Here is a 24152-nt window from a genome sequence, read left to right on the forward strand (position 1 = left end):
TCGCGCTTTCTCAGGCACCGTCGGAGAATTCCACGGCTACCGTTGTCGGGTGGCATCGACGAGGATGGACACGGCGCAGCTCACGCGGCTGCTGGGCGACTGGTCGGCGCTGAGCCGGCGGCTGGCGGACGCGCTGGCCGACGCGGTGATCGACCTCGTCGACGCCGGTGTGCTGGCCCCGGGCGTCGAGCTGCCGCCCCAGCGCGACCTGTCGACCGCGCTGGGTGTCAGCCGCGGCACGGTGACCATGGCGGCGCAGATCCTCGAGAGCCGTGGCTACCTGGAGGCCCGCCGCGGATCGGGCGCCAGGATCAGGGTCGGCGCGGAGCACGCGTCGCACGTGGGGCAGGGCCGGTTCCTGTCGTTCACCGACACGCCCGCCGACGTCATCGACCTGTCCAGCGGCGCCCTGCCCGCGACCCAGGTGACGCGCGAGGTCCTCGCCACACCGGTCTCGGGGGAGATCGACGCCTACCTCGACACTGACGGCTACTTCCCGGCGGGTCTCCCGTCGCTGCGCCAGGCGATCGCCGACCACCTCTCGGCCGATGGCATGCCGACGAAGCCGACGGAGGTCCTTGTGACGACGGGGGGCCAGCAGGCGCTGGACCTCGCCCTGCGGCTGGCGACGGAGCCCGGAGACCTGATCCTCGTGGAGGAGCCGACGTATCGCGGAGCGCTGGAGACCGCCCAGGCGTGGGACGCGCGCGTCGAGGGCGTGCCGATGGCGCGCGGCGGGATCGACGCCGAGCTGGTGGCGCGGGCGATCCACCGCAAGCCCGTGGCGCTCTACTGCCAGACGAGCATCCACAACCCGACCGGGCAGTCGATGCACCAGGCGGACCGACGAGCGCTGGCCGACACGGTCAACCGCGCCGGCCTGCTGACCATCGAGGACTGCAGCTCGTACGAGATCACGCTGAGCGGCCGGCCGACGCAGAGCCTCGCCGGTCTGGTGGAGCCGGACCTGCTCATCACCGTGGGGACGCTGTCCAAGCTGTTCTGGGGCGGCCTGCGCGTCGGGTGGATCCGCACGGACGAGGCCCGGGTCCGCGCGCTGCTCGAGCTGCGGAAGTCCAGGGACCTCGCCTCCGCGGTGCCCTCCCAGCTGTGGGCGGTGCGGCTGCTCGCGCGGGCCGAGGAGGCCAGGCGGCAGCGCCGCGACGTGCTGACCGAGCGGCTTCGCGCCGCGGAGTCGGTGCTGGCCGAGTACTTCCCCGACTGGACGTGGGAGCCGATCGTCGGCGGCTCGGGGCTGTGGATCGACACCCATCACGACGCGCTGGCCATCTCCGAGGTGGCTCGGCGGGCCAAGGTGAAGCTCGCGGCCGGGCCGAACTTCTCGGTCTACGGCGGCCAGCGCGGCATGCTCCGCCTGCCGGTGTGGCACGAGACGGAGCTGCTCCACCGGGCCCTGCAGGCGGTCTCCGGTGGACTGTCGCCCCGGCGCTGATACGCCGAGGCCTCCGGCGCCGCACGTGCGGTGCGCCGGAGGCCTCGGCCGGGCGGGCCCGTCTAGGACCGGACATCCTTGGGGAAGGTGAGCCACACGTTGAACATGCCGAGCAGCACGCCGAAGGCGCCGAGGACGACCGTCCACACGCCGGCCCAGAGGGCCGTGAGCGAGGCCTGGTCGGTGACGTGCGGGAAGCTCGTCGTGAAGTAGACGGCCAGCACCATCGAGATGCCGTTGAAGAAGGGCAGCGAGCCGGACTGCAGCACCTGCCAGAACTTCATGAGGTAGACGAGCCCCCCGCAGCCCACGCCGAGGACGGCGATCACCGCGATGTCGCCGGCCGTGACGAGCTTCGCCGTGGAGTTCAGCGCGGCGATGATGGCCAGCAGGATCGCCGTGCCGATCGCGGACGTCGCGAAGGCCGGCAGGATCGTCCGCGCCGCGGCGGGCTTCGCCCCGAGCGCGAAATACTCCGCCCAGACGATGAACGAGCACCACACCGCGAGATTCCAGTGGCTGAGCCACAGGGTGAACGGGACGGAGACGGCCACCGTGATGCCGACGGCGATCCACAGCGGGATGGTCTCTTTGATGCGGACAGCGGGGGCCTGGGAAGAAACGGTCTCAGACGACATTGTGTGAGCCTTTCGATCGCAGTTGTGTGCCATTGGTGGCGGCGGGGGCGGGCCGGATCGGGGGGAACCGGCCCGCCTGCCGCGTGGCGCTCGTCGGTCAGCCGCGGACCCAGACGGGCGCCTGACCAGGGGGGAGCTGGGCGTAGTCGGGTGCCGCGCGCAGCGCCGTCTCGGCCCCACCGGGGCAGTAGATCGCCAGGATGCGCAGCTGCTTCCACCCGGTGTTGAAGGTCGAGTGCACGGTTCCCCTCGGGATGACGATGCTGTCGCCCGCGGTGACGGCGAAGCGCCCGGAGTCACCGACCGTCTGGACCCCCTCGCCCTCGAGCACGACGAGCACCTCGTCGGACTCCGGGTGGGTGTGCAGGTCGTGGCCCTTGGTGGGCTCGATGACCACCTCGCCGACGGTGACGGGCACGCCGGCGAACCGGTCGGGCGTCACGCCCCACTTGATCGCGCCCCAGTCGAAGACCTCGGTGGGCAGCTCGCCCGGGGTGGTGTGGACGGCCATGGGATCACCCGACCGTGGTGCGGAAGTGGATGGCCTTGAACTCCTCGGTCTGCTTGCGGATGCCGACCTCGGCGGGGAAGCGCTCGATGGAGGAGGCGCCGTAGAAGCCGACGATGCCCTCGGTGTGGTCGAGGACGTACTGCGCGTCCGGCGGGTTGGCGATCGGGCCACCGTGGCAGAGGCACAGGATGTCCGGGTTGACGCTCTTGGCGGCGTCCGCCAGCTCCTGGACCTTGACCGCGGCCTGCTCCAGCGTCAGGGCCGTCTGGGCGCCGATGGTGCCCGAGGTGGTCAGGCCCATGTGCGGGACGAGGATGTCCGCGCCGGCCCGGGCCAGGTCCTTGGCCTGCTCGACGTCGAACGCGTAGGGCGTGGTCAGCAGGTCCATCTCGTGGGCCATGCGGATCATGTCGACCTCGGGGCCGAAGCCCATGCCGGTCTCCTCGAGGTTGGCGCGGAACACGCCGTCGATCAGCCCGACGGTCGGGAAGTTCTGCACGCCGGCGAACCCGATCTCCTTGACCTGCTTGAGGAAGTAGGGCATCACCCGGAACGGGTCCGTGCCGTTGACGCCGGCGAGCACCGGGGTCCGCTTGACGACCGGCAGCACCTCCATCGCCATGTCCATGACGATGGCGTTCGCGTCGCCGTAGGCCAGCAGCCCGGACAGCGAGCCGCGGCCCGCCATGCGGAAGCGCCCTGAGTTGTAGATGACCAGCAGGTCGATGCCGCCGGCCTCGGCGGACTTCGCCGTGATGCCGGTGCCCGCCCCGCCGCCGACGATCGGCTTGCCCGCCGCCACCTGGGCGCGGAACCGGTCGAGGATCTGCGTGCGTGTCTCAGACATGTCTCTCCTTCGGCTACTGGCCGGCGACGAGCCGGCGCTCGGTGATCAGGGCGTGCAGGGCATCGGCCATCGCGACGGCGAAGGTCGGCTCGTTGATGTCGACGTCGCGCTCCTCGATCGTGACCCGGCTCCCGGCCAGGCCGGCGCGGAGCTCGGCGAACAGCGCGGCGTCCGCCTCGGCGTCCCGGAACGGGGCGCCGTCGACGTCGATGGCGCTGACACCCCGTAGGGGGATGAACAGCTCCGTCGGGCCGGTGGCGGCGGCCAGCTTGCGGGCGATGCGGCGCCCGAGCTCGGCCATCTCCTCGGTCGTCGTGCGCATGAGGGTGACGGTCGGGTTGTGCACGAACAGGTTCCGGCCCGTGAACTGCGGCGGGACCGTGTCCATCGGCCCGAAGTTGACCATGTCCAGCGCGCCGACGCTGACCACCTGCGGCACCCCGAGGCGGCCGGCCATCTCGAGCCGGTCCGGCCCCGCGGAGAGCACCCCGCCGACGAGGTCGTCGCACAGCTCGGTGGTCGTCACGTCGCAGACGCCGGCCAGCAGGCCGGACTCGACGAGCTTCTCCATGGCACGGCCGCCGGTCCCGGTGGCGTGGAACACCAGCACCTCGTAGCCGAGCTCGGTCAGCCGCTCGCGGGCGACGGTGCAGGCCGGCGTGGTGACGCCGAACATCGTCATGCCGACCAGCGGCTTGTGCTCGCCCTCGGGAAGGCCCAGGCGCGCCTCGTAGGCCTTGGCCATCCCCGCGATGCCGGCGGCCGCGTTGCCGAGCACCAGCTGGGAGATGCGGTTGATCCCCGCGACGTCGGTCACCGAGTACATCAGCGTGGCGTCCACCTCGCCGACGTACGGCTTGACGTCCCCGCTGGCCATCGTCGAGACCAGCAGCTTGGGGAAGCCGATGGGCAGCGCCTGCATGGCGGGAGCCGCCACCGAGGATCCGCCCGATCCGCCGATGCTCAGCAGGCCGTGGATCGCCCCCTCGGCCGCGAGTCGCTTGACGACGGCGGCCGCCCCGGCGCCCATCACCGTCATCATCTCGCCGCGGTCGCGGCGCTCCCGCAGCCCCGCGGCGTCCTGGCCGGCCGCGGCGATCACCTCGTCGGAGGTCACGGCGGCCAGCGGGGAGGTGGAGAACGACCCGACGTCGATCGGGAGGACCTCCACACCGTTCTCGATCAGTCGATCCGCGAGCCAGGAGTACTCGACGCCCTTGGTGTCGAGCGTGCCCAGCAGTGCAACCTTCGCCATGGTCACTCCTTTGTGTGGCGTGTCGTGCGCGCCTCACGCTAGGGGTGGGCCCACGGGCGGCACCGGGCCAATCCGACGCAATTGGCCCGCATGCGGGACGCCCGTCGGGACGGGTCGCGGCGCGCGGTCGCGACCGCCTCGGCGGGGCTCCGACGCCTCGTTGCCGGCGCCGGCATTGGACGAGCCGCTGCCGACGACGCTCCCGCCCGGACCCGGACAGAGCACGAGGCCCGCCGGACGACGCCGCCGAGCCTCGGAACTGCTACTTCGTTGTCGGGCTGGCGGGATTTGAACCCACGACCCCTTGACCCCCAGTCAAGTGCGCTACCAAGCTGCGCCACAGCCCGCTGGCCCCGGAGGGCCGTCGAGAATGCTACCGCACGGCTCGGACCGGCCCCGCGTCCGGCGGCGCGCTACAGGTTGACGATGACGAGCACCGTCATGCCGACGCCGAGCAGGGCGGCGAGCGCCAGCGGGACGATCCCCGAGCGATGCCCCGCCCGCAGGGCGCGGCGGGCGAAGACGACCCCTGCGATGCAGGGGAGCAGCGCGATCGCCAGGCCCGGGATCCCGGCGGCGAGGTTCGCCCACAACGGCGTGACGTCGCCCGTGCTGGGGTCGTGGCCGACGAGGACGTAGATGCCCTGCGCGGCGATGAACGAGAAGAAGAAGAACACCGGCACGAGGACGACGCACGCCCAGGACCAGATCAGGGGCGTCGTGGTGCCGTAGCCGGACGAGCCGATCGATCGCGGTGACGCGTCCATGAGGAGCACCCCCTCTGGCCGCACGGTCTCGCGGCGGGCTCGCCCGCGCCAGAGGCGAAGGTCCCCGCGACGGTCAGCGCGGCCGCGGTGGGGCGGTCGTCCCCCGCACGATGAGCTCGGTCGGCACGACGAGGCGGTCCTGCACGGGCCGCTGCTGCGAGCGGAGCTGCTCGAGGAGGATCCGCACCAGCTCGTGCCCGATGGTGTGGAAGTCCTGCTTGACGGTGGTCAGCGGCGGATACGCGTACTCGGACAGCGCGATGCCGTCGAAGCCGACGACGCTGACGTCGTCGGGCACGCGCCGGCCGAGCTCGTGCAGCGCCCGCATCAGCCCGAGCGCCATCTCGTCGTTCGCGCAGTACACGGCGGTGACGGAGTCGTCGGCGGCGACCTGGTGGCCGAGCTCGTAGCCCGAGCGAGCCGTCCAGTCGCCCCGCCACAGCCGCGGCGGGGCGATGCCGGCGCCCTCGAGGCAGCGCTGCCAGCTCGCGACGCGGACGTTGGCGGGCTCGGAGTCCGCCGGCCCGGCGACGTGGTGCACGGTGCGGTGGCCCAGTCCCAGGAGGTGACCGACGGCGTCGAACGTGCCCTGCACCTGGTCGGCGACGACCGCGGGGTAGTGGCCGACGAGCCGGGAGTCGGAGACCACCACGGCCAGGCCGGCGGGCAGGGCGAGCGACTCCGGCGTCGCCTCCTCGGCGCGGATGATGATCAGCCCGTCGATGGCCTGGTGGGTGAGGAGGTGGGCGGCGCTCTCCCACTCGTTGGGGTCGGCGTGGCGCACGCCGACCACGGTCACCGCGTAGTCCTGCGCCTGGGCGGCCTCGATGACGCCCTCGGTGGTCAGCGCCTCGCCGGTGCGCTCGAACCGGTGGGCGAGCAGGCCGATCGTGCCGAAGGCCCCGTTGCGCAGGGCTCGCGCGGCGTGGTTGGGGGAGTAGCCGAGCTGGTCCATGGCGGCGATCACGCGCGCCCGGGTGTCGCCGCTCACGCGCGCCGCCCCGGTGGACACGCGGGACACGGTCTGGGCCGAGACCCCGGCGAGCCGTGCGACGTCCTCGATCGACGGGGCGCGCCGAGGACGACCCGCAGTGGTGGGCATGCGCGCATGCTACGCGCCGACCTGCGGCCTTGATGATGACGTCAACATAGGGGTAGAGGCACGCGCACCGATCGAGAGTCACCGGCGACCGCGCCTCGTTGACAGCGCATCCGCTATACCGCCTATGTTTACGTCAACGCCCATCGTCGACGCGCCTGTCGACGTGGTGGGGGACCGCTCGCGCGAGGCCCCGACGGTGGGGTTCGGCTCGAGATCGAGGCAAGCAGGAGCCATCACGTGACATTCGACATCAGCCGGGTCGCGGACCCGGAGTACTTCGCCGAGAACCGCCTGGCCGCCCATTCCGACCACCGCTGGTTCCGCGACGCCGACGAGGCCGCCTCGGGGGTCAGCGGGTACGAGCAGTCGCTGTCGGGCATGTGGAAGCTCCACTACGCGAAGAACCCCGGCCAGCGGGTCGAGGGCTTCGAGGCGCTCGACCACGACACGTCCGGCTGGGACGACATCCGGGTGCCGGCGCACATCCAGCTCGAGGGCTACGACCGCGCCCAGTACACCAACGTCCAGTACCCGTGGGACGGGCACGAGGCCGTCGAGCCGGGCGAGGTGCCGCAGCGCTACAACCCCGTGGCGAGCTACGTGAGGACGTACACGCCGGACCGGCCGCTGGCGCCGGGGGAGCGGCTGAGCGTGGCGTTCCAGGGCGCCGAGAGCGCCGTCGCGGTGTGGCACAACGGCGTCTACGTCGGGTACGCGGGCGACTCCTTCACGCCGTCGGAGTTCGACCTGACCGACACCCTCGTGGCGGGCGAGAACAAGCTCGCCGCGCAGGTGGTCAAGTGGACCAGCGGCTCGTGGATCGAGGACCAGGACTTCTACCGCTTCTCGGGCCTGTTCCGCGACGTGGTGCTGTACCGGCGTCCCGCGGTCCACGCCGAGGACGTGCGGGTCCGGTCCACGGTGTCCGACGACCTGGCCGAGGCGATCGTCTCGGTCCAGGTCTCGCTCGCAGGGCGCGGGAGCGTGCGGGCTGCGCTCGAGGGGGTCGGGGAGCTGTCCGAGGCGGGCGACGGCGAGCTCGTCGTGCGCGTGGCCGCCCCGCGGCTGTGGAGCGCGGAGGACCCGTTCCGGTACACCCTGACGCTGCAGTTGCGGGACGCCGAGGGCGCGCTCGCCGAGGTCGTCCCTCTGCGCGTCGGCATCCGCCGGTTCGGCATCGAGGACGGGCTGCTGAAGGTCAACGGCCGGCGCGTCGTGTTCAAGGGTGTCAACCGGCACGAGTTCGGCCTCGACGGGCGCGTCATGAGCCGGGAGCAGACGGAGGCGGACGTCCGGCTGATGAAGGCCGCCGGCATCAACGCCGTGCGCACCAGCCACTACCCGAACAACTCCTTCTTCTACGACCTGTGCGACGAGTACGGCCTGTACGTCGTCGACGAGATGAACCTCGAGGCCCACGGCTTGTGGGACGCCGTGAACCGCGGCCGGCTCACGGTCGACCAGGCGGTGCCCGGCGACCGGCCCGAGTGGCTGCCGGCCCTGCTCGACCGGGCCGCGAGCATGGTGCAGCGGGACAAGAACCACGCCTGCGTCGTCATGTGGTCGTGCGGCAACGAGTCGTTCGGCGGGAAGGACATCCTCGCGGTCTCGAACTACTTCCGTGAGGTCGACGACCGACCGGTCCACTACGAGGGCGTGCACTGGGACGACCGCTATCCCGAGACGAGCGACGTCGTCAGCCGCATGTACGCGCCGGCGGCCGAGATCGAGGCGTTCCTCGCCACCCACCGGGACAAGCCGTTCGTCCTCTGCGAGTACGCCCACGCGATGGGCAACTCGTTCGGCGCCGTCGACAGGTACCTCGATCTCGCCTACCGCGAGCCGCTGTTCCAGGGTGGCTTCATCTGGGACTTCGCCGACCAGGCCGTCCGCCTGACCGACCGGTACGGCCGTCCGTACCTCGGCTACGGCGGCGACAGCGGCGAGGCGCCCAGCGACTACGAGTTCTGCGGCAACGGCATCCTCTTCGCCGACCACACGCCGACGCCCAAGCTGCAGGAGGTCAGGTACCTCTACCAGCCGCTCCGCGTCGCCGTCACCGCCGACTCGTTCGTCGTCGAGAACCGCGAGCTGTTCACCGGCACCGAGGCCTACCGCTGCGTCGTCACCCTGCGGCGGGAGGGCCAGGTGCTCGAGGAGGCCACGGTCGCCACCGCGGTCGAGCCTGGTTCGTCGGCCACGTACCCGCTGCCGTTCGCGGCGCCGCGGGCCGCGGGGGAGTACACCGTCGACGTCTCGTTCCGCCTGCCCGAGCCCACGCGGTGGGCCGACGCCGGGCACGAGGTCGCGTGGGGCCAGGGCGTCGTCGTGGTGCCCGCCGCCGCGGCGGCCCCCCGGACGACGAGGGCGCCCGAGCTCGTCGACGGGATCCACAACATCGGGGTGCGGGGCGAGCACTTCGCCGCCCTGTTCTCGCGGCTGCACGGCGGGCTGGTCTCGTACCGCTTCGGCCTCACGCCGGACGGCGGGCACGAGATGCTCCGGGCGGTGCCGCGGCCGAGCTTCTGGCACGCGCCGACGTCGAACGAGAAGGGCTGGAACGGCCCGTTCCACGACGGGCAGTGGCTGCTGGCCAGCCGGTACGCCGACGTCGTCGGCGGCCCCACCGCGCAGCTGCGTGACGGCCGCGCCGAGGTGTCGTACCGCTACGTGCTGCCGACCACGCCGCGCAGCGAGTGCGACCTCGTGTACGCGGTGGACGGGGACGGGCACGTCGACGTGACGCTGACGGCGCGGCCCGGAGACGGTCTGCCGGACATGCCCGAGCTCGGCGTGCTCTTCGAGGCCCCGGCGGACCTGCACCGGCTGCGCTGGTACGGCGAGGGGCCCGACGAGTGCTACGTCGACCGTCGCAACGGGGCGCGCCTCGGGGTGTACTCGAGCGACGTCACCCGCGAGCTGACCCCGTACCTGCGGCCGCAGGAGGCCGGCAGCCGCACCGGCGTGCGGTGGGCGGAGGTCACCGACGAGCGGGGTGCCGGGCTCCGGTTCGACTGCCCCGACGGCATGGAGTTCTCGGCCCTGCCGTGGACGCCGTTCGAGGTCGAGAACGCGGCGCACCACGTCGAGCTGCCGCCGATCCACCGCACGGTGCTCCGCCCCGCGCTCATGCGCCGCGGGGTCGGCGGCGACGACTCGTGGGGCGCGCGGACGCACCCGGAGTACCTGCTGCCCACCGGGACCGAGCTCGTGTTCCGCTTCGGCTTCCAGGGGATGCGGTCGTGACGCCCGCCTGGGAGGCGGGGCACCGCGGTGCCGGGTTCCGGCAGACTCCTCCCCGTGCGCGCGACTGAATCCCGCCACTCGCTGACGAGGGCCGTGGTGGCGCTGCGGGGCAACCCGCGCGCCGCCGTGTACACCGAGCCGATGTGGGGCCTGTCGATGGCCCTGGTCCTGCCGTACGCCTCGGTGTACATGCTGGCCCTCGGGCTCCACGACGAGCAGATCGGCCTGCTCGCGACGATCTCGCTGCTGTCGCAGGTGGTGTTCGGGCTGCTGTCGGGTGTCATCACCGACAAGCTGGGCCGGCGCACCACCACCGCGGTGTTCGACATCGTCGCGTGGGTGGTGCCGTGCGTCGTCTGGGCCGTGGCGCACAACTTCTGGTTCTTCCTCGTGGCGTCCCTGGTCAACGGCACGTGGCAGGTGACCCAGAACTCGTGGGACTGCCTGCTGGTGGAGGACGCGGACCCCCGCCAGATCACGGGGATCTACTCGCTGGTGCGGGTGGCGGCCGACTTCTCGGCCCTCTTCGCCCCGATCGCGGCCCTCCTGGTGTCGCACTACGGGCTGGTGCCGGCGGTCCGGATCCTCTACGTGAACGCGGCCGTGGTGATGGCGATCAAGATCGCGATCCTGTACCGATGGTCGACGGAGACCGCCACCGGCCGGGTGAGGATGGCGCAGACGCGGGGCCGGAGCATGTGGTCGCTGCTCGCCGAGTACCGCGGCGTCCTGCCGATCATCGTGCGGTCGCGGGGGACCATCTTCTCGCTCGGGATCATGGCGATCGTCGCCGCCGTCACCGTCGTCACGCAGACCTTCTGGCAGGTCGTCGTCAGCCAGAAGCTCGGTGTCCCCGACCCGTTGCTGCCGTTCTTCCCGATGGTGCGCTCGGTGCTCACGGTGCTGTTCTTCTTCACCGTGATCCCGCGCCTGACGGGCCGCCGTCACCTCAAGGGCGCGCTGCTCTGGGGGTTCGGCGTGTACCTGGCCGGGCAGGCGCTCCTCGTGGCCATCCCGGGCAGCCCGCCCACCGGCACCACGTACGTCCTGCTCGGCGTGACGCTCGTGCTGGACGGTTTCGGCGCGGGCATCCTCTTCATGCTGTCCGAGTCGCTGGTGGCGCTGCACGTCGACCGCGCGGAGCGGTCGCGCGTGATGGCGGTGCAGCGCACGTGCGTCATGCTCGTGAGCGCGCCGTTCGGGTGGTTCGGCGGCTGGCTGTCGGGGATGGACCGGACGTGGCCCTTCGTCCTGACGTCGCTGCTGCTGCTCGGCGGCGTCCTGGTGACCGCGCTGTTCTTCGTCGCGACGCACGACGAGCCGGACGAGACCCCGGTGCCGGCGCCGCAGACCGCGGAGCCGCACGCCCGGTAGCGCCGGCACCGGCCCGCTGCCCCTGGCGCCGCGGCGATCAGAGGTCGAGCCGGACCACCACCCGGCGTGGGGTGGGACGGCTCACCTCGCGGAACCCTGCCGCGAGGAAGGCGCTCACCGGGCCGACGTTGAGCTCGCCCCAGGTGACCTCCGTGCCGGGCCGCGTGGTCATCGGGTAGCCCTCGATCGCGCGGGCGCCGGCCGCCGCGGCGTGCTCGGCGGCGCCGCGCGCCAGGTCGTAGGTCAGGTGGCGGCCGCGATACCCCAGGCGCACGACGAAGCAGACCGCGGCCCACACGGTCGGGTCGCCCTTGTCCTCGGCGCGGCCCTTCCACGCGACGGGCGAGTTGAGCACCCGCCGGAACCCCGCGCGGGGGCCGACCTCGCACCACCCCACCGGCTCGTCGCCGAGGTACGCGATGACGCCACTGGTCGAGGGGGCGGCGTCGTCGCCCGCGTTCGTCTGCCGGCGGAGGTGGAACGAGCGCTCCTCGAAGGGCATGGGGAACCACGCCGCGTCCGCCCAGACCTGTCGTTGGCACTGGCAGTGGTGCGCGTAGTCGGCGCGTCCGAGGACCGTCTGCAGGTCCTCCCACGACGCCTCGTTCGCGCGCACCACGCGCACCGGCGCCCCGTCCCGCGGCGCGCGCGGCGCTCCCGCCGGCGTCACAGGGAGCCGAACAGGTCGTTCAGCGCCTCGGTCATCGACGGGTGCGTCCAGATGCCGTCGCGCAGGGTGCTCGCGGTGGCGCGCAGGCGCATGGCCAGGGCGACCGTGTTGACGATCTCCTGCGCGTCGTGCGCGAGGATCGCCACCCCGAGCACCTCGTCGGTCTCGGCGTCCACGACGGCCTTCATCAGGCCACGGGCGTCGCCGACGATCTTGGCCCGGGGCACGGTGGCCATGTCCGCCACGTGCCGCACGGCGACACGGACGGCCCGACCGGTGGCGCGGGCCTGGTCCTCGGTCATCCCCACGCGTCCCAGCGGCGGGGTCGTGAACACCGTGTGCGGCACGGCGACCCGGTCGCTCGTCGTGCGGCGCCCCTGGCCGGTGAGCTGGTCGAGGACGATCCGGTAGTCGTCCAGGGACACGTAGGTGTGCTGCGGCCCGCCGTTGACGTCGCCGACCGCGAACACATGCGGTTGGCCCGTGCGCAGGTGCTCGTCGACGACGACGGCCCCGTGCGCGTCCACCGCGATCCCCACCCGATCGAGCCCGAGCCCGGCGGTGACCGGTCGCCGGCCCAGCGCCGCGAGCACCACGTCGCCCATGACCGAGCCGGGGCCGTCAGGGCCGATGAAGGTGACGGTCGCGCCGTCGGCGGTGTCGGCGACCCCGTCGACGGTGACGCCGGCGAGGATCCGCACGCCGACGCCGCTGAGCAGGTCCTCGACCGCGTGCGAGATGTCGGGGTCCTCGGCGCGCAGGAGGCGATCGGACCGCTGCAGGAGGGTCGTCGGCGTGCCGAAGGCGGCGTGCATCGAGGCGAGCTCGACGGCGACGTACCCACCCCCGAGGACGACGAGCGACCGGGGCCGTTCCGCACGCGCGAGCAGGCCGGTGCTCGTCACGACGTGGGCGCTGCCGGCCAGGCCGGGGATCGGCGGGAGCACCGGCTCGGCGCCGGTGTCGATGACGATCGTGTCGGAGGTCACCGTGAGGCGGTCGTCGCCGGCCGTGACCAGGAGGGTGTGCGGGTCGGTGAACTCCGCGCGGCCCGTGAGGACGGTCGCCGTCTCGGGCGTGTCGAGCAGCGCGAAGTTCTTGGCCCGCATCGCCTCGACGAGCGTGGTCGTGAAGGCGAACGCCGCGCGGTAGCCGTCGTCGCGCGCGAGGTGCGGGTCAGGGTGCTCCGAGCGGTAGACCAGCGCCTTGGTCGGCACGCACCCGATGTTGATGCAGGTGCCGCCGTACATCTGCGCCGACTGCTCGATCATCACCACGCGCCGCCCCGCCTTCGCGAGCGCACCGGCGAGCGTCTTGCCGCCCTTGCCGAAGCCGATGACCGCCAGGTCGGCGTGCAGGGCGGGGGGCGTGGGCTGGTCCGGCATGGTGGCTCCCTCGTCGCGGCCGTCCGCACCAACGCTAGGCGGCGGGGTCCGTCCAGGCGAGGGCGGCGCCCACGAAGTCGCCAAAGGAATGGACGGCGTTGCCCACGCCCTCGCGCTCGGCCGGGCTCAGCGGGCGCAGCGGTTCGACGACGACGCGGGTCGGCAGCCCCCGCCCGTCTCGCCGGTAGGCCCACCGCCCGGCCGCCCGGCCGTCGACGAGCACCCAGTGCATCGGCGCCCCACCGCCGCGGGTCAGCAGCACGGCGTCGCCCGTCACCACGTCGCGCGTCCTCAGGTAGGACATCACGAGCTCGTCGTAGGCCTGGACGAGGTCGACGCGGGGCTCGGCCGGCGCGGGCGGCGGGTCCCCGGGCCCCACCCACAAGGTGAGACCGCCGCTGTCGACGCGCTCGAGCTCGCCGGCGACCGACGCGACCGCGGCGCGGGCCTCCGTGAGGGTGAGGCTCGCCCAGCTCGCGAGGTCGTCGATCGTGGCCGGGCCGCGGGTGGTGACGTAGCGGCGGGCGAGCTCGGCGAGCGCCTCCTCGCGTGGTGGGGCGTCGCCCCCGGGCGCCCGCTCGTCGAGCAGCGCGTACGTCTGCTGCCGGTCGGTCACGACGCCGTTGACGACGACCCCTTCGAGCTCGGCGTCCATCACCGCCAGCGTCAGGGCCAGGCCGTCCAGCGCCCACCCCGCCGACGTCAGCGCGGCACCGAGCTCGGGGCGCGTGCGGTGGCGGCCGTCGGCGAGCGCAGTCGCGAGGGCCCTCCGGGTCGCGGCCCGGGTCTCCTCATCGAGCCCCTCCCGGCGGTAGAGCGCGGCGTTGGAGCGCTGCACGCGCGGCGCGGTCGCCCGCAGCAGCCACCGGATGTCCGCCGGGGCCACCGCGTGCCAGGTGGGGCGGAGCACGTGCGTGCGCAGCACGGCGCCCGCGTCCAGCTCGTCCGCCACCGCCTCGCGCGTGACGCCCTCGGCACGCTGGGCGAGCGACCAGGCCGACGGCAGCAGGTCCTGCGCCTGGACCGCGCCGAGCCGCCCGACGACGTCCGCGGCCGAGCGGGTCGCGCCCGGCGTCAGGAGCTGGTTGGCGAGCCGCCAGCGGGCGACCAGTGCGGGGTCCACGCCCGGAGCCTACGGACGACCTCCGACTCCGGCTGCCCGGGCGGCGCCGGTGCGCCAGAGCTACCCTCGTGGCGGAGGACCGCGATGGCGCTGGAACCCACCCTCATCGTCTCGGTCCGGCGGGCGCTCCACCTGCTCGACGCCGTCGGCGAGGCCGGACGCCCGCTGCCGGCCAAGGCGCTCGCCCGCCGGGCCGGGCTGCCCCTGGCCACGACGTACCACCTGCTGCGCACCCTCGTGCACGAGGGCTACCTCACGCGCCTCGACGGAGCGGGCTACGTGCTGGGCGACCACGTCGCCACGCTGCTCGACGGCCCCGCCCAAGCGGCTCGGTGCGCCGTGCGTCGCCGCGAGATCCTCGCCGGGCTGCGCGACGAGCTGTCCGCGGCGTCCTACCTGTCGGTGCTGACGGACGGCGAAATCCGCCTGGTGGACGTCGCCGACGGCCCGGCCACGCCGCGGGTCGACCTCTGGGTCGGCTTCGAGGATGCCGCCCACGCCACCGCGGTGGGCAAGGCCGTGCTGGCGGCGCTGCGCTCGGGCGAGCGCGCCGACTACCTCGCGCGGCACGGTATGGCGGACCTCACGCCGCACACCGTGACGGACGCCCGCGTGCTGCTGCACCAGCTCGAGGCACGGCCGGCGGTCGTGCTGGACCGCGAGGAGTACGCGCTGGGCACCGCGTGCGTCGCGGTGCCGGTCCCGGGCGCGCCGGAGCCCGCCGCCGTGGCGGTGTCCGTGCCCGCGGGGCGGGTGGGGCGGATCGTCGGGCACGCCGACCAGCTGCGGAGCGCCGCCGCCCGGCTGGGCCTGGCGCTGGCCGCACCGGTTGTCACCATCTGAACAACGTCCGCTGTCCCGCCGCGGGCGGCCCGCGCACGCTGGTGACGAGGACTACGACGTCTGGAGGTGCGCGACATGACGACGACGACACCCACCGTCCCGATCGGGACGACGAGCCTCGAGCCCGACGTCCGACGAGGGCTGTACCGGACGATGGTGCTCATCCGGACCTACGAAGAGGCGATCCGGCGCGAGTACTACGCCGACAAGGGGCCGGGCTTCGACATCGGCAAGGGGTTGGTCCCGGGGGAGATGCACCTGTCGGCCGGGCAGGAGCCCGTGGCGGCCGGCATCTGCGCCCACCTGACGGCCGACGACGCCGTGACGGCCACCCACCGTCCCCACCACCTGGCCATCGCGCACGGCGTGGACCTGGACGCGATGACGGCCGAGATCTTCGGCCGCGAGACCGGACTGGGTCACGGCCGCGGCGGGCACATGCACCTGTTCGACCCGGCGACCCACTTCTCGTGCTCGGGCATCATCGCCGAGGGGTACCCGCCGGCACTGGGGCAGGCGTTCGCGTTCGCGCGCCGGGGCAGCGACCGGGTGGCCGTCGCCGTCACGGGTGAGGGCGCGGCCAACCAGGGGGCGTTCCACGAGTCGCTCAACCTCGCCGCGCTCTGGCACCTGCCGGTGGTGTTCGTCGTCGAGGACAACGACTGGGGCATCTCGGTGCCGCGGTCGGCGTCGACGAGCGTGCCGTCCAACGCGGCCCGCGCGGCGGCGTACGGCATCCCGGGCGTCCGCGTCGAGGACAACGCCGTCGAGGGCGTCTGGGCCGCCGCGCAGACCGCGGTCGCGCGGGCGCGGGCGGGCGAGGGTCCCAGCCTCGTCGAGGTCCACACGCTGCGGCTGTGGGGCCACTTCGAGGGCGACGCCCAGGGGTACCGCCCGGACCTCGAGGGCGTCGCCGGACGGGATCCACTGCCCACCTACCGTGCGGCCCTCGAGGCCGACGGCGTGCTCGGCCCCACCGAGGCCGAGACCATCGCCCGCGCGGCGAGCGACCGGGTGGAGGCCGCGATCGCGGCCGCCAAGGCGGCACCGCTGCCGGACCCGGCGCATGCGACCGACTACGTGTTCGCCTGAGGGAGGATCCATGACCACGACGCAGGAGCCTGTGGCGGAGCAGGCGCACGGGACGCACCGGATGACGACCGCCAAGGCCGTCGCCGAGGGCATCGCCACCGAGATGCGCAGGGACCCGTCGGTCGTCTACCTCGGGGAGGACGTCGGCGCGTACGGCGGCATCTTCGGGGCGACCGGCGGGCTGCTCGACGAGTTCGGGCCCAGCCGGATCATCGACACACCGATCTCCGAGACGGCCTTCATCGGGCTGGGCATCGGTGCGGCGGTCGAGGGCATGCGCCCGATCGTCGAGGTGATGTTCACCGACTTCATGGGGGTCTGCCTGGACCAGATCTACAACCACATGGCGAAGATCCACTACGAGTCGGGCGGCAACGTCTCCGTCCCGATGGTGGTGACCATGGCCGCCGGCGGTGGCTACAGCGACGCCGAGCAGCACTCGCAGTGCCTGTGGGGCACCCTGGCGCACCTGCCCGGCATGAAGGTGGTCGTGCCGTCGAACCCCTACGACGCCAAGGGCCTGATGATCTCGGCGATCCGCGACGACGGCCCCGTCGTCTACGTGTTCCACAAGGGCGTCATGGGGCTGGCCTGGATGGCACGCAACGACCGGGCGGTCGGCGACGTGCCCGACGAGGCCTACACCGTGCCGATCGGCAAGGCGGCGGTGTGCCGGGAGGGCAAGGACGTCACCCTCGTGACGATCTCCCGCTCGGTGCACCACGCGCTCGACGTGGCCGAGCGGCTGGCCGACGAGGACGTCTCCGTCGAGGTGATCGACCTGCGCAGCCTGGTTCCCCTCGACCGGCCGGCGATCCTCGCCTCGGTCGCCAAGACGGGCCGGCTCGTCGTCGTCGACGAGGACTACCAGTCCTTCGGCATGTCCGGCGAGGTGGTGGCGACCGTCACCGACGTCGACCCGCACCTGCTGCACGCGCCCGCGCTCAGGGTCGCCAACCCCGACACACCCGTCGCCTACGCGCGGACGCTGGAGCAGGCCATCCTCCCGATGCCCGACCGGATCGAGGCGGCCGTGCGGCGGGTGCTCGCGACATGACGGACATCGTGTTCCCGGCGCTGTCGACGCAGCGCCCGGACGCCGAGGGGGTGGTGACGCGCTGGTTCGTCGCCGACGGCGAGCGCGTCACCACCGGCCAGCTCGTGGGGGAGGTCCAGGTCGACAAGGTGGACGCCGAGGTCGACGCGCCGGCCGACGGGGTGCTGCGCCAGGTGGTGGCGGTCGACGGCGTCGCGCGTCAGGGAGAGGTGATCGGCCGGGTCGACGTCGCCTGACCCTCCCGGGCCATGGTCCCGGGCACATCCGCCGCTCGAGTGGTCGGATGTTTCCAGGACACCGCGGAACCGGGAGGGGATCGGCGTGATCGTGCTGTGGGACCTGGACGGGACGCTCCTGCTGGACGAGAGCCCGGAGGGCGGCCTGGGCGTGTTCGCCCAGGCGCTGCGGGAGGTGAGCGGCCACGAGCCCGTGTCGATCCCGGACCGTCACGGCAAGGTGGACTGGCAGATCCTCGACGAGATCCGGCAGGGCGCGGGGCTCCCGGTGAGCTTCGCCGGCCCGCTGACACGGCGCTTCAAGGAGCTCTCGCAGGAGTGGTACTCCACGCCGGCGAACGCCTGCACCCCGGTGCCGGGCGTGGCGGACGCGCTCATGGCGGTGCACGACGCGGGCTGGGTCAACGCGCTCATCACCGGCAACTCGAAGGTGCGCACCAGGGTCAAGCTGCAGAGCGCGGGCTTCGACCTCGACATGTTCGACTGGGACCACTCGTTCTTCGGCGAGATCTACCCCGACCGGGCGGCGCTGGCTCGGGCGGCGGCGCGCGCGGTGCACCAGGGCGTGCTCGTCGGCGACACGGGTGGGGACGGCGTGGCGGCCAACGCCGGCGGCTTCGCGTTCGTCGCGGTGACGACCGGTGGCCGGTGGGAACGACGCCGCGTCGTTCGCGAAGTTCGGGCCGGTGCTCGTCGTGGACGACTGGGCCACCCAGCTGGGCGACTTCGTCGCGACCGTGACGGGGCTCGCTCGGTAGCTACAGCACCTTCGAGAGGAAGTCCTGCGTCCGCGCCTCGCGGGGGTTCGAGAGGACCTCGTCGGGCGTGCCGCGCTCGACGACCACGCCGTCGGCCATGAAGACGACCTGGTCGGCGACCTCGCGCGCGAAGCCGATCTCGTGTGTGACGACGATCATCGTCATGCCCGAGGCGGCGAGGTCGCGCATCACCGCGAGCACCTCGCCGACGAGCTCGGGGTCCAGCGCGCTCGTCGGCTCGTCGAACAGCATGAGCTCGGGGTCCATCGCGAGCGCCCTGGCGATCGCGACACGTTGCTGCTGCCCACCCGAGAGCTGCGCCGGGTAGTGGTCCATCCGGTCGCCGAGGCCGACGCGCTCGAGCTGGAACACCGCGCGCTCACGGGCCTCGTCCTTGCTCCGGCGCAGCACCTGGACCTGCGCCTCGATCACGTTGCCGAGGGCGGTCATGTGAGGGAAGAGGTTGAACCGCTGGAACACCATGCCGACGTTGGCGCGCTGCCGGGCGATCTCCTTGGGGTGTAGCCGGAACAGCGTGGGCTTGCCGTTCCGCTCGCCCTCCCGGTAGCCCATGAGGACGCCGTCGACGTGGATGCGGCCGGCGCCGATCTCCTCGAGCTGGTTGATGCAGCGCAGGGCGGTGGACTTGCCGCTGCCGGACGGGCCCAGCACCGTGGCGACGGTGCCCTTGGGCACCGTGAGGTCGATGCCGCGCAGCACGTGCGTGTGGCCGTACCACTTGTGCACGCCCTGCATGTCGACCATGGGGGCGTCCGTGCTCGTCGTGCTCATACGCGTCCGCCGTTCGGCCGGCCCATGCCGCCGGCGATGATGTGCCCTTGGTCGTCGACGCCGCCGTACTCGGGCGTCGTGTGCGCGGCGTTGATCGCCTCCTGGCGCAGTGCGCGCCGGCTCGGCCTCGTCGGCGCCGGCCCGTGCGGCTCGAAGCCTCGGCCGTAGTACCGCTCGAGGTAGTGCTGGCCCACCATGAACACGCTGGTCATCAGCAGGTACCAGAGGCAGGCGACGATGAGCAGCGGCACCGGCTGGAAGGTCCGGTTGCCGATCGCGGTGGTCGCGAACTGCAGCTCGAGGTTGAACGGGACCGCGAGGACGAGCGACGTCGTCTTCAGCATCGAGATCGTCTCGTTGCCGGTCGGCGGCACGATGACGCGCATCGCCTGGGGGAGCACGATCCGGCGGAGGATCGGGCCCTCCTTCATGCCGAGCGCGCGGGCCGCCTCGTGCTGGCCGTGGTCCACGCTCTCGAGGCCGGCGCGGACGATCTCGGAGAGGTAGGCGGCCTCGTTGAGGGCCAGGCCGACGAGCGCGGCGACCGCGGCCGTGAACACCTCTTTGGTCGAGATCGACCAGAACTGCGGGCCGAACGGGATGCCGAGCGACATCTTGGGGAAGATGACGGCGATGAGGCCCCAGAACACCAGCTGGGTGTAGACGGGCGTCCCGCGGAAGAACCAGATGTACCCCCAGGCGACCCACCGCATCACGGGGTTCGCCGAGTCGCGCATCACCGCCAGCAGCACCGCGAGCACGATGGCGATGACCATCGCGGAGATCGTCAGGCCGATGGTCCACGCGACGCCGCGCAGGACGGGCATCGTGAACAGGTACTTCCAGACCGTCGGCCAGGCGAACTTCCGGTTGGTGACGAGCGCGTGCCCCGCCATCGCGGCGAGCACGAGCACGACCAGGGCGGACACCCACCGGCCCGGGTACCGGACGGGGACCGCGTGGATCCGTTCCGGGCCCCGGGCGGTGGGCGTCAGCTGCTGCGACACAGGGGCTCGCTCAGCTCACGGAGGGGTTGAGCGTCGCCGTCTTCACGGCGCCGGCGGTGTTGCCCCAGGCCGCGAGGATCTTGCCGTAGGTGCCGTCGTCGATGAGCTTCTGCACGGCCTTCTGGATCGCCGTGGTCAGCGCCTGGTCGTCCTTGGCGACGACGATGCCCTGCGGCGCGGACTCGAAGACGTCGCCGAGCTGCTCGAGCTGGCCGCCGGTCTGGGCGATCGCGTAGGCGATGATCGGCGAGTCGGCGAACATCACGTCCGCCTTGCCGCCGACGAGGTTTGTCGTCACGTCGCTCTGGGCGGCGTACCGCAGCGGCGTCGGGGCGGGCTTGCCGGCGTCGGTGCAGGCCTTCGTCACCGCGTTGGTGAGCTCGTCGTCCTCGACGGTCCCGGTCTGCACGCCGACCGTCTTGCCGCAGACGTTGTTCGGGGCGCCCGTGGTCTCGATCTTCCCGGGGTTGCCGGCCGGCACCGCGAACGCCTCGCCGGCGTTGAAGTACTCGACCATGTTGACCTGCTTCTCGCGGTCGGCGTTGATCGTGAACGACGAGACGCCGATGTCGTACTTGGTGCCGATGGCCGGGATGATGCCGGTGAAGTCGGCGGACTGGATGTTCGCCTTCAGGCCCAGCACGGCGGCGATCGCCTTGGTGAGGTCGACGTCGTAGCCGATCGGCGTGGTGCCGTCCTCGGCGAGGTACTCGGCGGGCGCGTACGAGGTGTCGCTGCCGACCACGAGCGTGCCGGCGGTCTTGATCTTGTCCGGCAGCAGGGCGGCGATGGAGTCGTCCTTCGCCACGGTGGTGGGGTCGAAGGTGCTGCTGCCGGTGCTCGTCGGCGCCGCGGTGCCCGCCGGCGTCTGGGAGGAGCCGGAACCGGGCTGGCCCGACGAGCAGGCGGTGAGGGACAGGGCGACCGCGGCCGCGGCGACCAGGGCCAGGGGGGTCTTGCGCACGGGATGCCTCCAGGCGGTTCGTCCACCCGGCGCGGGCAGGGGGCCTCGGCCGGCTGGACGCTGAACGTAGACCCCGCATGTTACGGGGCCGTGTCGCCCAGCGTGAATGTTTCCAGTCTATGGAATGGTCTTGCATCGGACGACGATCCCGGGTGCGTGCGCGGACCGGTCCGGCGACGCGGGAGGATCTGCGCATGATCCCCGGCACCCTCGGTACGCCCGGCACGCCGTCCGGCACGCGCGTCCTGCTCCTCGGATCCGGCGAGCTCGGCAAGGAGGTCGCCATCGAGCTGGCGCGGTTCGGCGTCGAGGTCGTCGCGGTGGACCGCTACGCCGGTGCCCCGGCGATGGCGGTCGCGGCCCGCTCGCACGTCGTCGACATGCTCGACGCCGACGCGCTGCGGGCGCTGCTCGAGGCGGAGCGCCCGGACGTCGTCGTGCCCGAGGTCGAGGCGATCGCCACGCACGTGCTCGCCGAGGTCGAGGCCACCGGCACGCGGGTGGTCCCCACCGCCCGTGCCGCGCGGCTGACGATGGATCGCGAGGGGATCCGCCGCCTGGCCGCGGAGGAGCTGGGGCTGCCCACCTCGCCCTACGTGTTCACCGACTCCCTCGACGGCATCCGCGCGGCCGTCGAACAGCTGGGCCTGCCGGTCGTCGTGAAGCCCGTGATGTCGTCGTCGGGCCACGGCCAGTCCCTGGTCCGCACGCCCGACGAGGTCGACGCGGCGTGGGAGGTCGCCCGGACCGGAGGCCGCGCCGCGGGCCACGGCGCCGTCCGTGTCATCGTCGAGGGCTTCGTCAGGTTCGACTCGGAGATCACGCTGCTCACCGTGCGGCACGCCGGGGGAGTGACGTTCTGCGAGCCGGTCGGCCACGTCCAGGTCGACGGCGACTACCGCGAGTCCTGGCAGCCGGCGGCGCTGCCGGCGGGCGTGGCCGAGGAGGCGCGGCGCGTGGCCGGCGCGGTCACCGCGGCGCTGGGCGGCTGGGGCATCTTCGGGGTCGAGCTCTTCGTCGTCGGCGACCGCGTGCTGTTCTCCGAGGTGTCGCCCCGGCCGCACGACACGGGGCTGGTGACGCTCGTCTCGCAGGACCTCTCGGAGTTCGCGCTGCACGCGCGCGCCCTGCTCGGCCTGCCGGCGCCGGACCCGCTGCGACTCGGCGCCGGGACCGACGAGCGGGCCGCCGCGTCGTGCGCGGTCCTGGCGCACGGTGACGGCGTGCCGGTGTTCGAGGGCGTCGACGAGGCGCTGGCGGTGCCGACCGCCCAGCTGCGGCTGTTCGGCAAGCCGTCGGTGCACGGGCATCGCCGGGTGGCCGTCACCCTCGCCCGTGGTGCGACGACGGACGAGGCCCGCGCCCGGGCCCGTGCTGCGGCCGAGGCCCTGCGCGTCCGCCTCGTCTAGCGGTCCCCGCCCTCGTCAGTGGGAGGAACCGGGGGAGGCGCGTCGGCTACCGGCCCAGCACTGCGTCCGCGCGCGCACGGCCGTAGTTCCAGCCGGCGAGACCCGTGGCGGGGGCAAGCATCACGCGGTCGAGGACGTCGCGGCGTATCGGCTCGTCGAGTGCGGCGATGGCGGGGATCGCGTCCGCCGAGAGCTCGGACATGTAGGCGACGTCCAGCCCGCCGGGGATATCGGTGGCCGCGGCGTCGTAGCGGACGACCAGGGCGTCCGGGTTCACGGCGGCGAGCGACAGCATCGCCACGGCGACGACGTGGACGGCCGCGCGCGGCAGCCACCCGCCGCGCCACCGGACGCCTGAGACCATGACGAGCACGACGATGGCGCCCATGGCGACCTCGCCCCACACGGCCAGCAGCCGCAGCCGCGTGAGCCCGTAGGCGTCGACGTAGAGCGACATCCGCGCCAGTGACGACGCGACGATGCCGAGCGTCCCGACGCAGAGGGTGCCGAGCGCGACGCGGGTGCGGAGACGGTCGACACGGGTACCCAGCGGGGCGCGCCGAGCCGCCACCGCGACCACGACGAGCGTCAGTGCGGTGACCGCGACGAGCTGGCCGAACCCTTGGCGCGCGTACTGCGCGTACGTCAGCCCGGTGGCCTGCCGGATGTAGGCGTCCCCGCGCGCCAGCGCGGAGAGCCACACGCCGAGGAAGACGAGGACGAGCACGTCGAGCGCGACCACGGGGACGAGCCACTCGGCCGGCTGCGCCGGCGATGCCGGCGACCCCGCCTCGTCAGCCCACGGCCAGCCGGTGCGGCCGAGATGGATCGCCGCGGCCGCGACGAGGGCGACGAGTCCACCGACGAGGACGCGTGCAGCGGCGTCGTTCACCGCCAGGTGCGGCAGCAGCGACGCGAACATCCGGTCGGCGGAGGCGAAGAGCGCGCCGAAGACGAGGACCAGCAGGATCGCTACCGCCACGGACCGTGCGATGCTCCAGGCCGCGCGCCCGCCGGCGCGGGCCAGCCCCCGCACGCCGTGGCCCGTCCACGGGAGCGCCCGGACCACGCTCCCGACCGCAGCCAGCGGAGCCGTGACGACGCCGGTGGCGGTGCGCCCGCCCGTCAGCGCCACGGCGGCGGCGCCGATGCCCACCACCCAGGAGAGGGCGACGAGCCATGAGGCGTCCCGGATCGCGACCGTGGCGAGGAGGAGCGCGGACCACCCCGCCAGGACCAGGTCGCCAGGACGCCGGCGACGGACGAGCGCTGGGGATGCCACGCCCCAGCCGGCGAGGGCGACGAGCGCGGCACCGAGACCGGGGCGCGACCCGACCAGGAGCAGGCCGCCCGCGATCCCAACCGCGCCGGCCGCCACGAGAACGCCGGGTGCCGCACCGGGCCGCGCCCCGGCCCAGAAGTCGGCCGCCTTTCCGGGACGGCTCTCGGGGCCGGTCGCGGTCGCCGCGGGCAGGAGATAGGGGTCGCCCGGGGCGGCTGGCGTCGTCGTCATGGCTCGACCGTAGGAACCCGCGCCTCACCAGGGCGTCCGCCCACCGGCGGGCGGTGCGTGGCTCGTCGTCCGCCTACGGTCGCAGCCCTCACACGGCGTTCACGGCACCG

At 73.0% G+C, this 24152-nt stretch carries 22 protein-coding genes and 1 tRNA gene; 9 read left to right on the forward strand and 14 right to left on the reverse strand.

The window, feature by feature from the left end:
* The first annotated feature begins 49 nt into the window (after nt 1–49).
* Entirely contained in the window at nt 50–1453 is a 1404-nt protein-coding gene (locus BGO37_RS10765) for a PLP-dependent aminotransferase family protein (RefSeq protein ID WP_291754699.1), read from the forward strand.
* A 62-nt stretch (nt 1454–1515) separates the two neighbouring features.
* Here the strand turns inward: BGO37_RS10765 and BGO37_RS10770 are convergent, their stop codons facing one another.
* The 7 genes from BGO37_RS10770 to BGO37_RS10800 all read right to left on the reverse strand — a co-directional run bounded on the left by BGO37_RS10770 (nt 1516) and on the right by BGO37_RS10800 (nt 6573).
* Nucleotides 1516–2091 (reverse strand): DUF1097 family protein, encoded by a 576-nt coding sequence (locus BGO37_RS10770; protein WP_291754702.1) that lies wholly within the window; start codon nt 2089–2091, stop codon nt 1516–1518.
* A gap of 97 nt (nt 2092–2188) precedes the next feature.
* Complete coding sequence (locus BGO37_RS10775; protein WP_291754704.1) at nt 2189–2602, reverse strand: cupin domain-containing protein; 414 nt, start codon at nt 2600–2602, stop codon at nt 2189–2191.
* A gap of 4 nt (nt 2603–2606) precedes the next feature.
* Nucleotides 2607–3449, reverse strand: a complete 843-nt coding sequence (locus BGO37_RS10780) for a phosphoenolpyruvate hydrolase family protein (protein WP_291754706.1) — start codon at nt 3447–3449, stop codon at nt 2607–2609.
* 13 nt (nt 3450–3462) lie between these two features.
* A complete protein-coding gene (locus BGO37_RS10785; protein WP_291754709.1) occupies nt 3463–4704 on the reverse strand; it encodes a Tm-1-like ATP-binding domain-containing protein in 1242 nt (413 codons plus the stop codon).
* 273 nt (nt 4705–4977) lie between these two features.
* Nucleotides 4978–5051: transfer RNA gene (locus tag BGO37_RS10790), tRNA-Pro, on the reverse strand.
* Nucleotides 5052–5117: 66 nt separating this feature from the next.
* A complete protein-coding gene (locus tag BGO37_RS10795) occupies nt 5118–5471 on the reverse strand; it encodes a hypothetical protein (protein ID WP_291754712.1) in 354 nt (117 codons plus the stop codon).
* Between the two features lie 73 nt (nt 5472–5544).
* On the reverse strand, nt 5545–6573 hold the full coding sequence (locus tag BGO37_RS10800; RefSeq protein ID WP_291754714.1) for a LacI family DNA-binding transcriptional regulator: 1029 nt from the start codon (nt 6571–6573) through the stop codon (nt 5545–5547).
* 237 nt (nt 6574–6810) lie between these two features.
* Here BGO37_RS10800 and BGO37_RS10805 point away from each other — a divergent pair, with 237 nt between their 5' ends.
* Both BGO37_RS10805 and BGO37_RS10810 read left to right on the forward strand, forming a co-directional pair.
* The gene (locus tag BGO37_RS10805) at nt 6811–9819 is read left to right on the forward strand and encodes a glycoside hydrolase family 2 TIM barrel-domain containing protein (RefSeq protein ID WP_291754716.1); all 3009 of its coding nucleotides are present in this window, start codon (nt 6811–6813) and stop codon (nt 9817–9819) included.
* Nucleotides 9820–9873: 54 nt separating this feature from the next.
* Entirely contained in the window at nt 9874–11193 is a 1320-nt protein-coding gene (locus BGO37_RS10810) for an MFS transporter (protein WP_291754719.1), read from the forward strand.
* Between the two features lie 37 nt (nt 11194–11230).
* Here the strand turns inward: BGO37_RS10810 and BGO37_RS10815 are convergent, their stop codons facing one another.
* The 3 genes from BGO37_RS10815 to BGO37_RS10825 are packed head-to-tail and all read right to left on the reverse strand — an operon-like array spanning nt 11231 to nt 14371.
* Nucleotides 11231–11809 (reverse strand): GNAT family N-acetyltransferase, encoded by a 579-nt coding sequence (locus BGO37_RS10815; RefSeq protein ID WP_291754722.1) that lies wholly within the window; start codon nt 11807–11809, stop codon nt 11231–11233.
* A gap of 50 nt (nt 11810–11859) precedes the next feature.
* Entirely contained in the window at nt 11860–13248 is a 1389-nt protein-coding gene (locus BGO37_RS10820; RefSeq protein WP_291754725.1) for an FAD-dependent oxidoreductase, read from the reverse strand.
* A 34-nt stretch (nt 13249–13282) separates the two neighbouring features.
* Complete coding sequence (locus tag BGO37_RS10825) at nt 13283–14371, reverse strand: winged helix DNA-binding domain-containing protein (RefSeq protein WP_291754728.1); 1089 nt, start codon at nt 14369–14371, stop codon at nt 13283–13285.
* An 84-nt stretch (nt 14372–14455) separates the two neighbouring features.
* Here BGO37_RS10825 and BGO37_RS10830 point away from each other — a divergent pair, with 84 nt between their 5' ends.
* From BGO37_RS10830 to BGO37_RS10850, 5 genes are all read left to right on the forward strand, one after another.
* A complete protein-coding gene (locus BGO37_RS10830; protein ID WP_291754731.1) occupies nt 14456–15214 on the forward strand; it encodes an IclR family transcriptional regulator in 759 nt (252 codons plus the stop codon).
* 75 nt (nt 15215–15289) lie between these two features.
* Complete coding sequence (locus tag BGO37_RS10835; protein WP_291754732.1) at nt 15290–16306, forward strand: thiamine pyrophosphate-dependent dehydrogenase E1 component subunit alpha; 1017 nt, start codon at nt 15290–15292, stop codon at nt 16304–16306.
* A gap of 10 nt (nt 16307–16316) precedes the next feature.
* A complete protein-coding gene (locus BGO37_RS10840) occupies nt 16317–17363 on the forward strand; it encodes an alpha-ketoacid dehydrogenase subunit beta (RefSeq protein WP_291754736.1) in 1047 nt (348 codons plus the stop codon).
* On the forward strand, nt 17360–17599 hold the full coding sequence (locus tag BGO37_RS10845; protein ID WP_291754738.1) for a lipoyl domain-containing protein: 240 nt from the start codon (nt 17360–17362) through the stop codon (nt 17597–17599). The genes BGO37_RS10840 and BGO37_RS10845 overlap by 4 nt, the downstream gene beginning before the upstream one ends.
* Before the next feature lie 85 nt (nt 17600–17684).
* Nucleotides 17685–18458, forward strand: coding sequence for an HAD family hydrolase (locus tag BGO37_RS10850; protein WP_291754740.1), 774 nt, complete (start codon nt 17685–17687; stop codon nt 18456–18458).
* Here BGO37_RS10850 and BGO37_RS10855 read toward each other — a convergent pair.
* The 3 genes from BGO37_RS10855 to BGO37_RS10865 are packed head-to-tail and all read right to left on the reverse strand — an operon-like array spanning nt 18358 to nt 21120.
* Nucleotides 18358–19149: an amino acid ABC transporter ATP-binding protein gene (locus BGO37_RS10855; RefSeq protein ID WP_291754742.1), complete on the reverse strand. Its 792-nt coding sequence runs from the start codon at nt 19147–19149 to the stop codon at nt 18358–18360. The two genes, BGO37_RS10850 and BGO37_RS10855, sit on opposite strands and share 101 nt — an antisense overlap.
* On the reverse strand, nt 19146–20156 hold the full coding sequence (locus BGO37_RS10860; RefSeq protein WP_291754744.1) for an amino acid ABC transporter permease: 1011 nt from the start codon (nt 20154–20156) through the stop codon (nt 19146–19148). Before BGO37_RS10860 ends, BGO37_RS10855 begins: the two co-directional genes overlap by 4 nt.
* Nucleotides 20157–20166: 10 nt before the next feature.
* On the reverse strand, nt 20167–21120 hold the full coding sequence (locus BGO37_RS10865) for an ABC transporter substrate-binding protein (RefSeq protein ID WP_291754745.1): 954 nt from the start codon (nt 21118–21120) through the stop codon (nt 20167–20169).
* Between the two features lie 194 nt (nt 21121–21314).
* Here BGO37_RS10865 and purT point away from each other — a divergent pair, with 194 nt between their 5' ends.
* Nucleotides 21315–22529 carry a formate-dependent phosphoribosylglycinamide formyltransferase gene (purT, locus tag BGO37_RS10870; protein WP_291754747.1) on the forward strand — a complete coding sequence of 405 codons (1215 nt, stop codon included), beginning with the start codon at nt 21315–21317 and terminating at the stop codon, nt 22527–22529.
* A 46-nt stretch (nt 22530–22575) separates the two neighbouring features.
* On the opposite strand, the gene BGO37_RS10875 is transcribed toward purT, so the two are convergent.
* Nucleotides 22576–24042: a DUF4153 domain-containing protein gene (locus BGO37_RS10875; protein WP_291754749.1), complete on the reverse strand. Its 1467-nt coding sequence runs from the start codon at nt 24040–24042 to the stop codon at nt 22576–22578.
* Nucleotides 24043–24152: the final 110 nt, after the last annotated feature.

Source organism: Cellulomonas sp. 73-92 (genome assembly GCF_001898175.1).
Lineage (GTDB): Bacteria > Actinomycetota > Actinomycetes > Actinomycetales > Cellulomonadaceae > Cellulomonas.

Bases quoted from the DNA above. Each gene is read 5' to 3' on its own strand.
- BGO37_RS10770 (WP_291754702.1), bottom strand. From the start codon at position 2,091: ATGTCGTCTGAGACCGTTTCTTCCCAGGCCCCCGCTGTCCGCATCAAA.
- BGO37_RS10775 (WP_291754704.1), bottom strand. From the start codon at position 2,602: ATGGCCGTCCACACCACCCCGGGCGAGCTGCCCACCGAGGTCTTCGAC.
- BGO37_RS10780 (WP_291754706.1), bottom strand. From the start codon at position 3,449: ATGTCTGAGACACGCACGCAGATCCTCGACCGGTTCCGCGCCCAGGTG.
- BGO37_RS10785 (WP_291754709.1), bottom strand. From the start codon at position 4,704: ATGGCGAAGGTTGCACTGCTGGGCACGCTCGACACCAAGGGCGTCGAG.
- BGO37_RS10795 (WP_291754712.1), bottom strand. From the start codon at position 5,471: ATGGACGCGTCACCGCGATCGATCGGCTCGTCCGGCTACGGCACCACG.
- BGO37_RS10800 (WP_291754714.1), bottom strand. From the start codon at position 6,573: ATGCCCACCACTGCGGGTCGTCCTCGGCGCGCCCCGTCGATCGAGGAC.
- BGO37_RS10820 (WP_291754725.1), bottom strand. From the start codon at position 13,248: ATGCCGGACCAGCCCACGCCCCCCGCCCTGCACGCCGACCTGGCGGTC.
- BGO37_RS10830 (WP_291754731.1), top strand. From the start codon at position 14,456: ATGGCGCTGGAACCCACCCTCATCGTCTCGGTCCGGCGGGCGCTCCAC.
- BGO37_RS10835 (WP_291754732.1), top strand. From the start codon at position 15,290: ATGACGACGACGACACCCACCGTCCCGATCGGGACGACGAGCCTCGAG.
- BGO37_RS10840 (WP_291754736.1), top strand. From the start codon at position 16,317: ATGACCACGACGCAGGAGCCTGTGGCGGAGCAGGCGCACGGGACGCAC.
- BGO37_RS10845 (WP_291754738.1), top strand. From the start codon at position 17,360: ATGACGGACATCGTGTTCCCGGCGCTGTCGACGCAGCGCCCGGACGCC.
- BGO37_RS10855 (WP_291754742.1), bottom strand. From the start codon at position 19,149: ATGAGCACGACGAGCACGGACGCCCCCATGGTCGACATGCAGGGCGTG.
- purT (WP_291754747.1), top strand. From the start codon at position 21,315: ATGATCCCCGGCACCCTCGGTACGCCCGGCACGCCGTCCGGCACGCGC.
- BGO37_RS10875 (WP_291754749.1), bottom strand. From the start codon at position 24,042: ATGACGACGACGCCAGCCGCCCCGGGCGACCCCTATCTCCTGCCCGCG.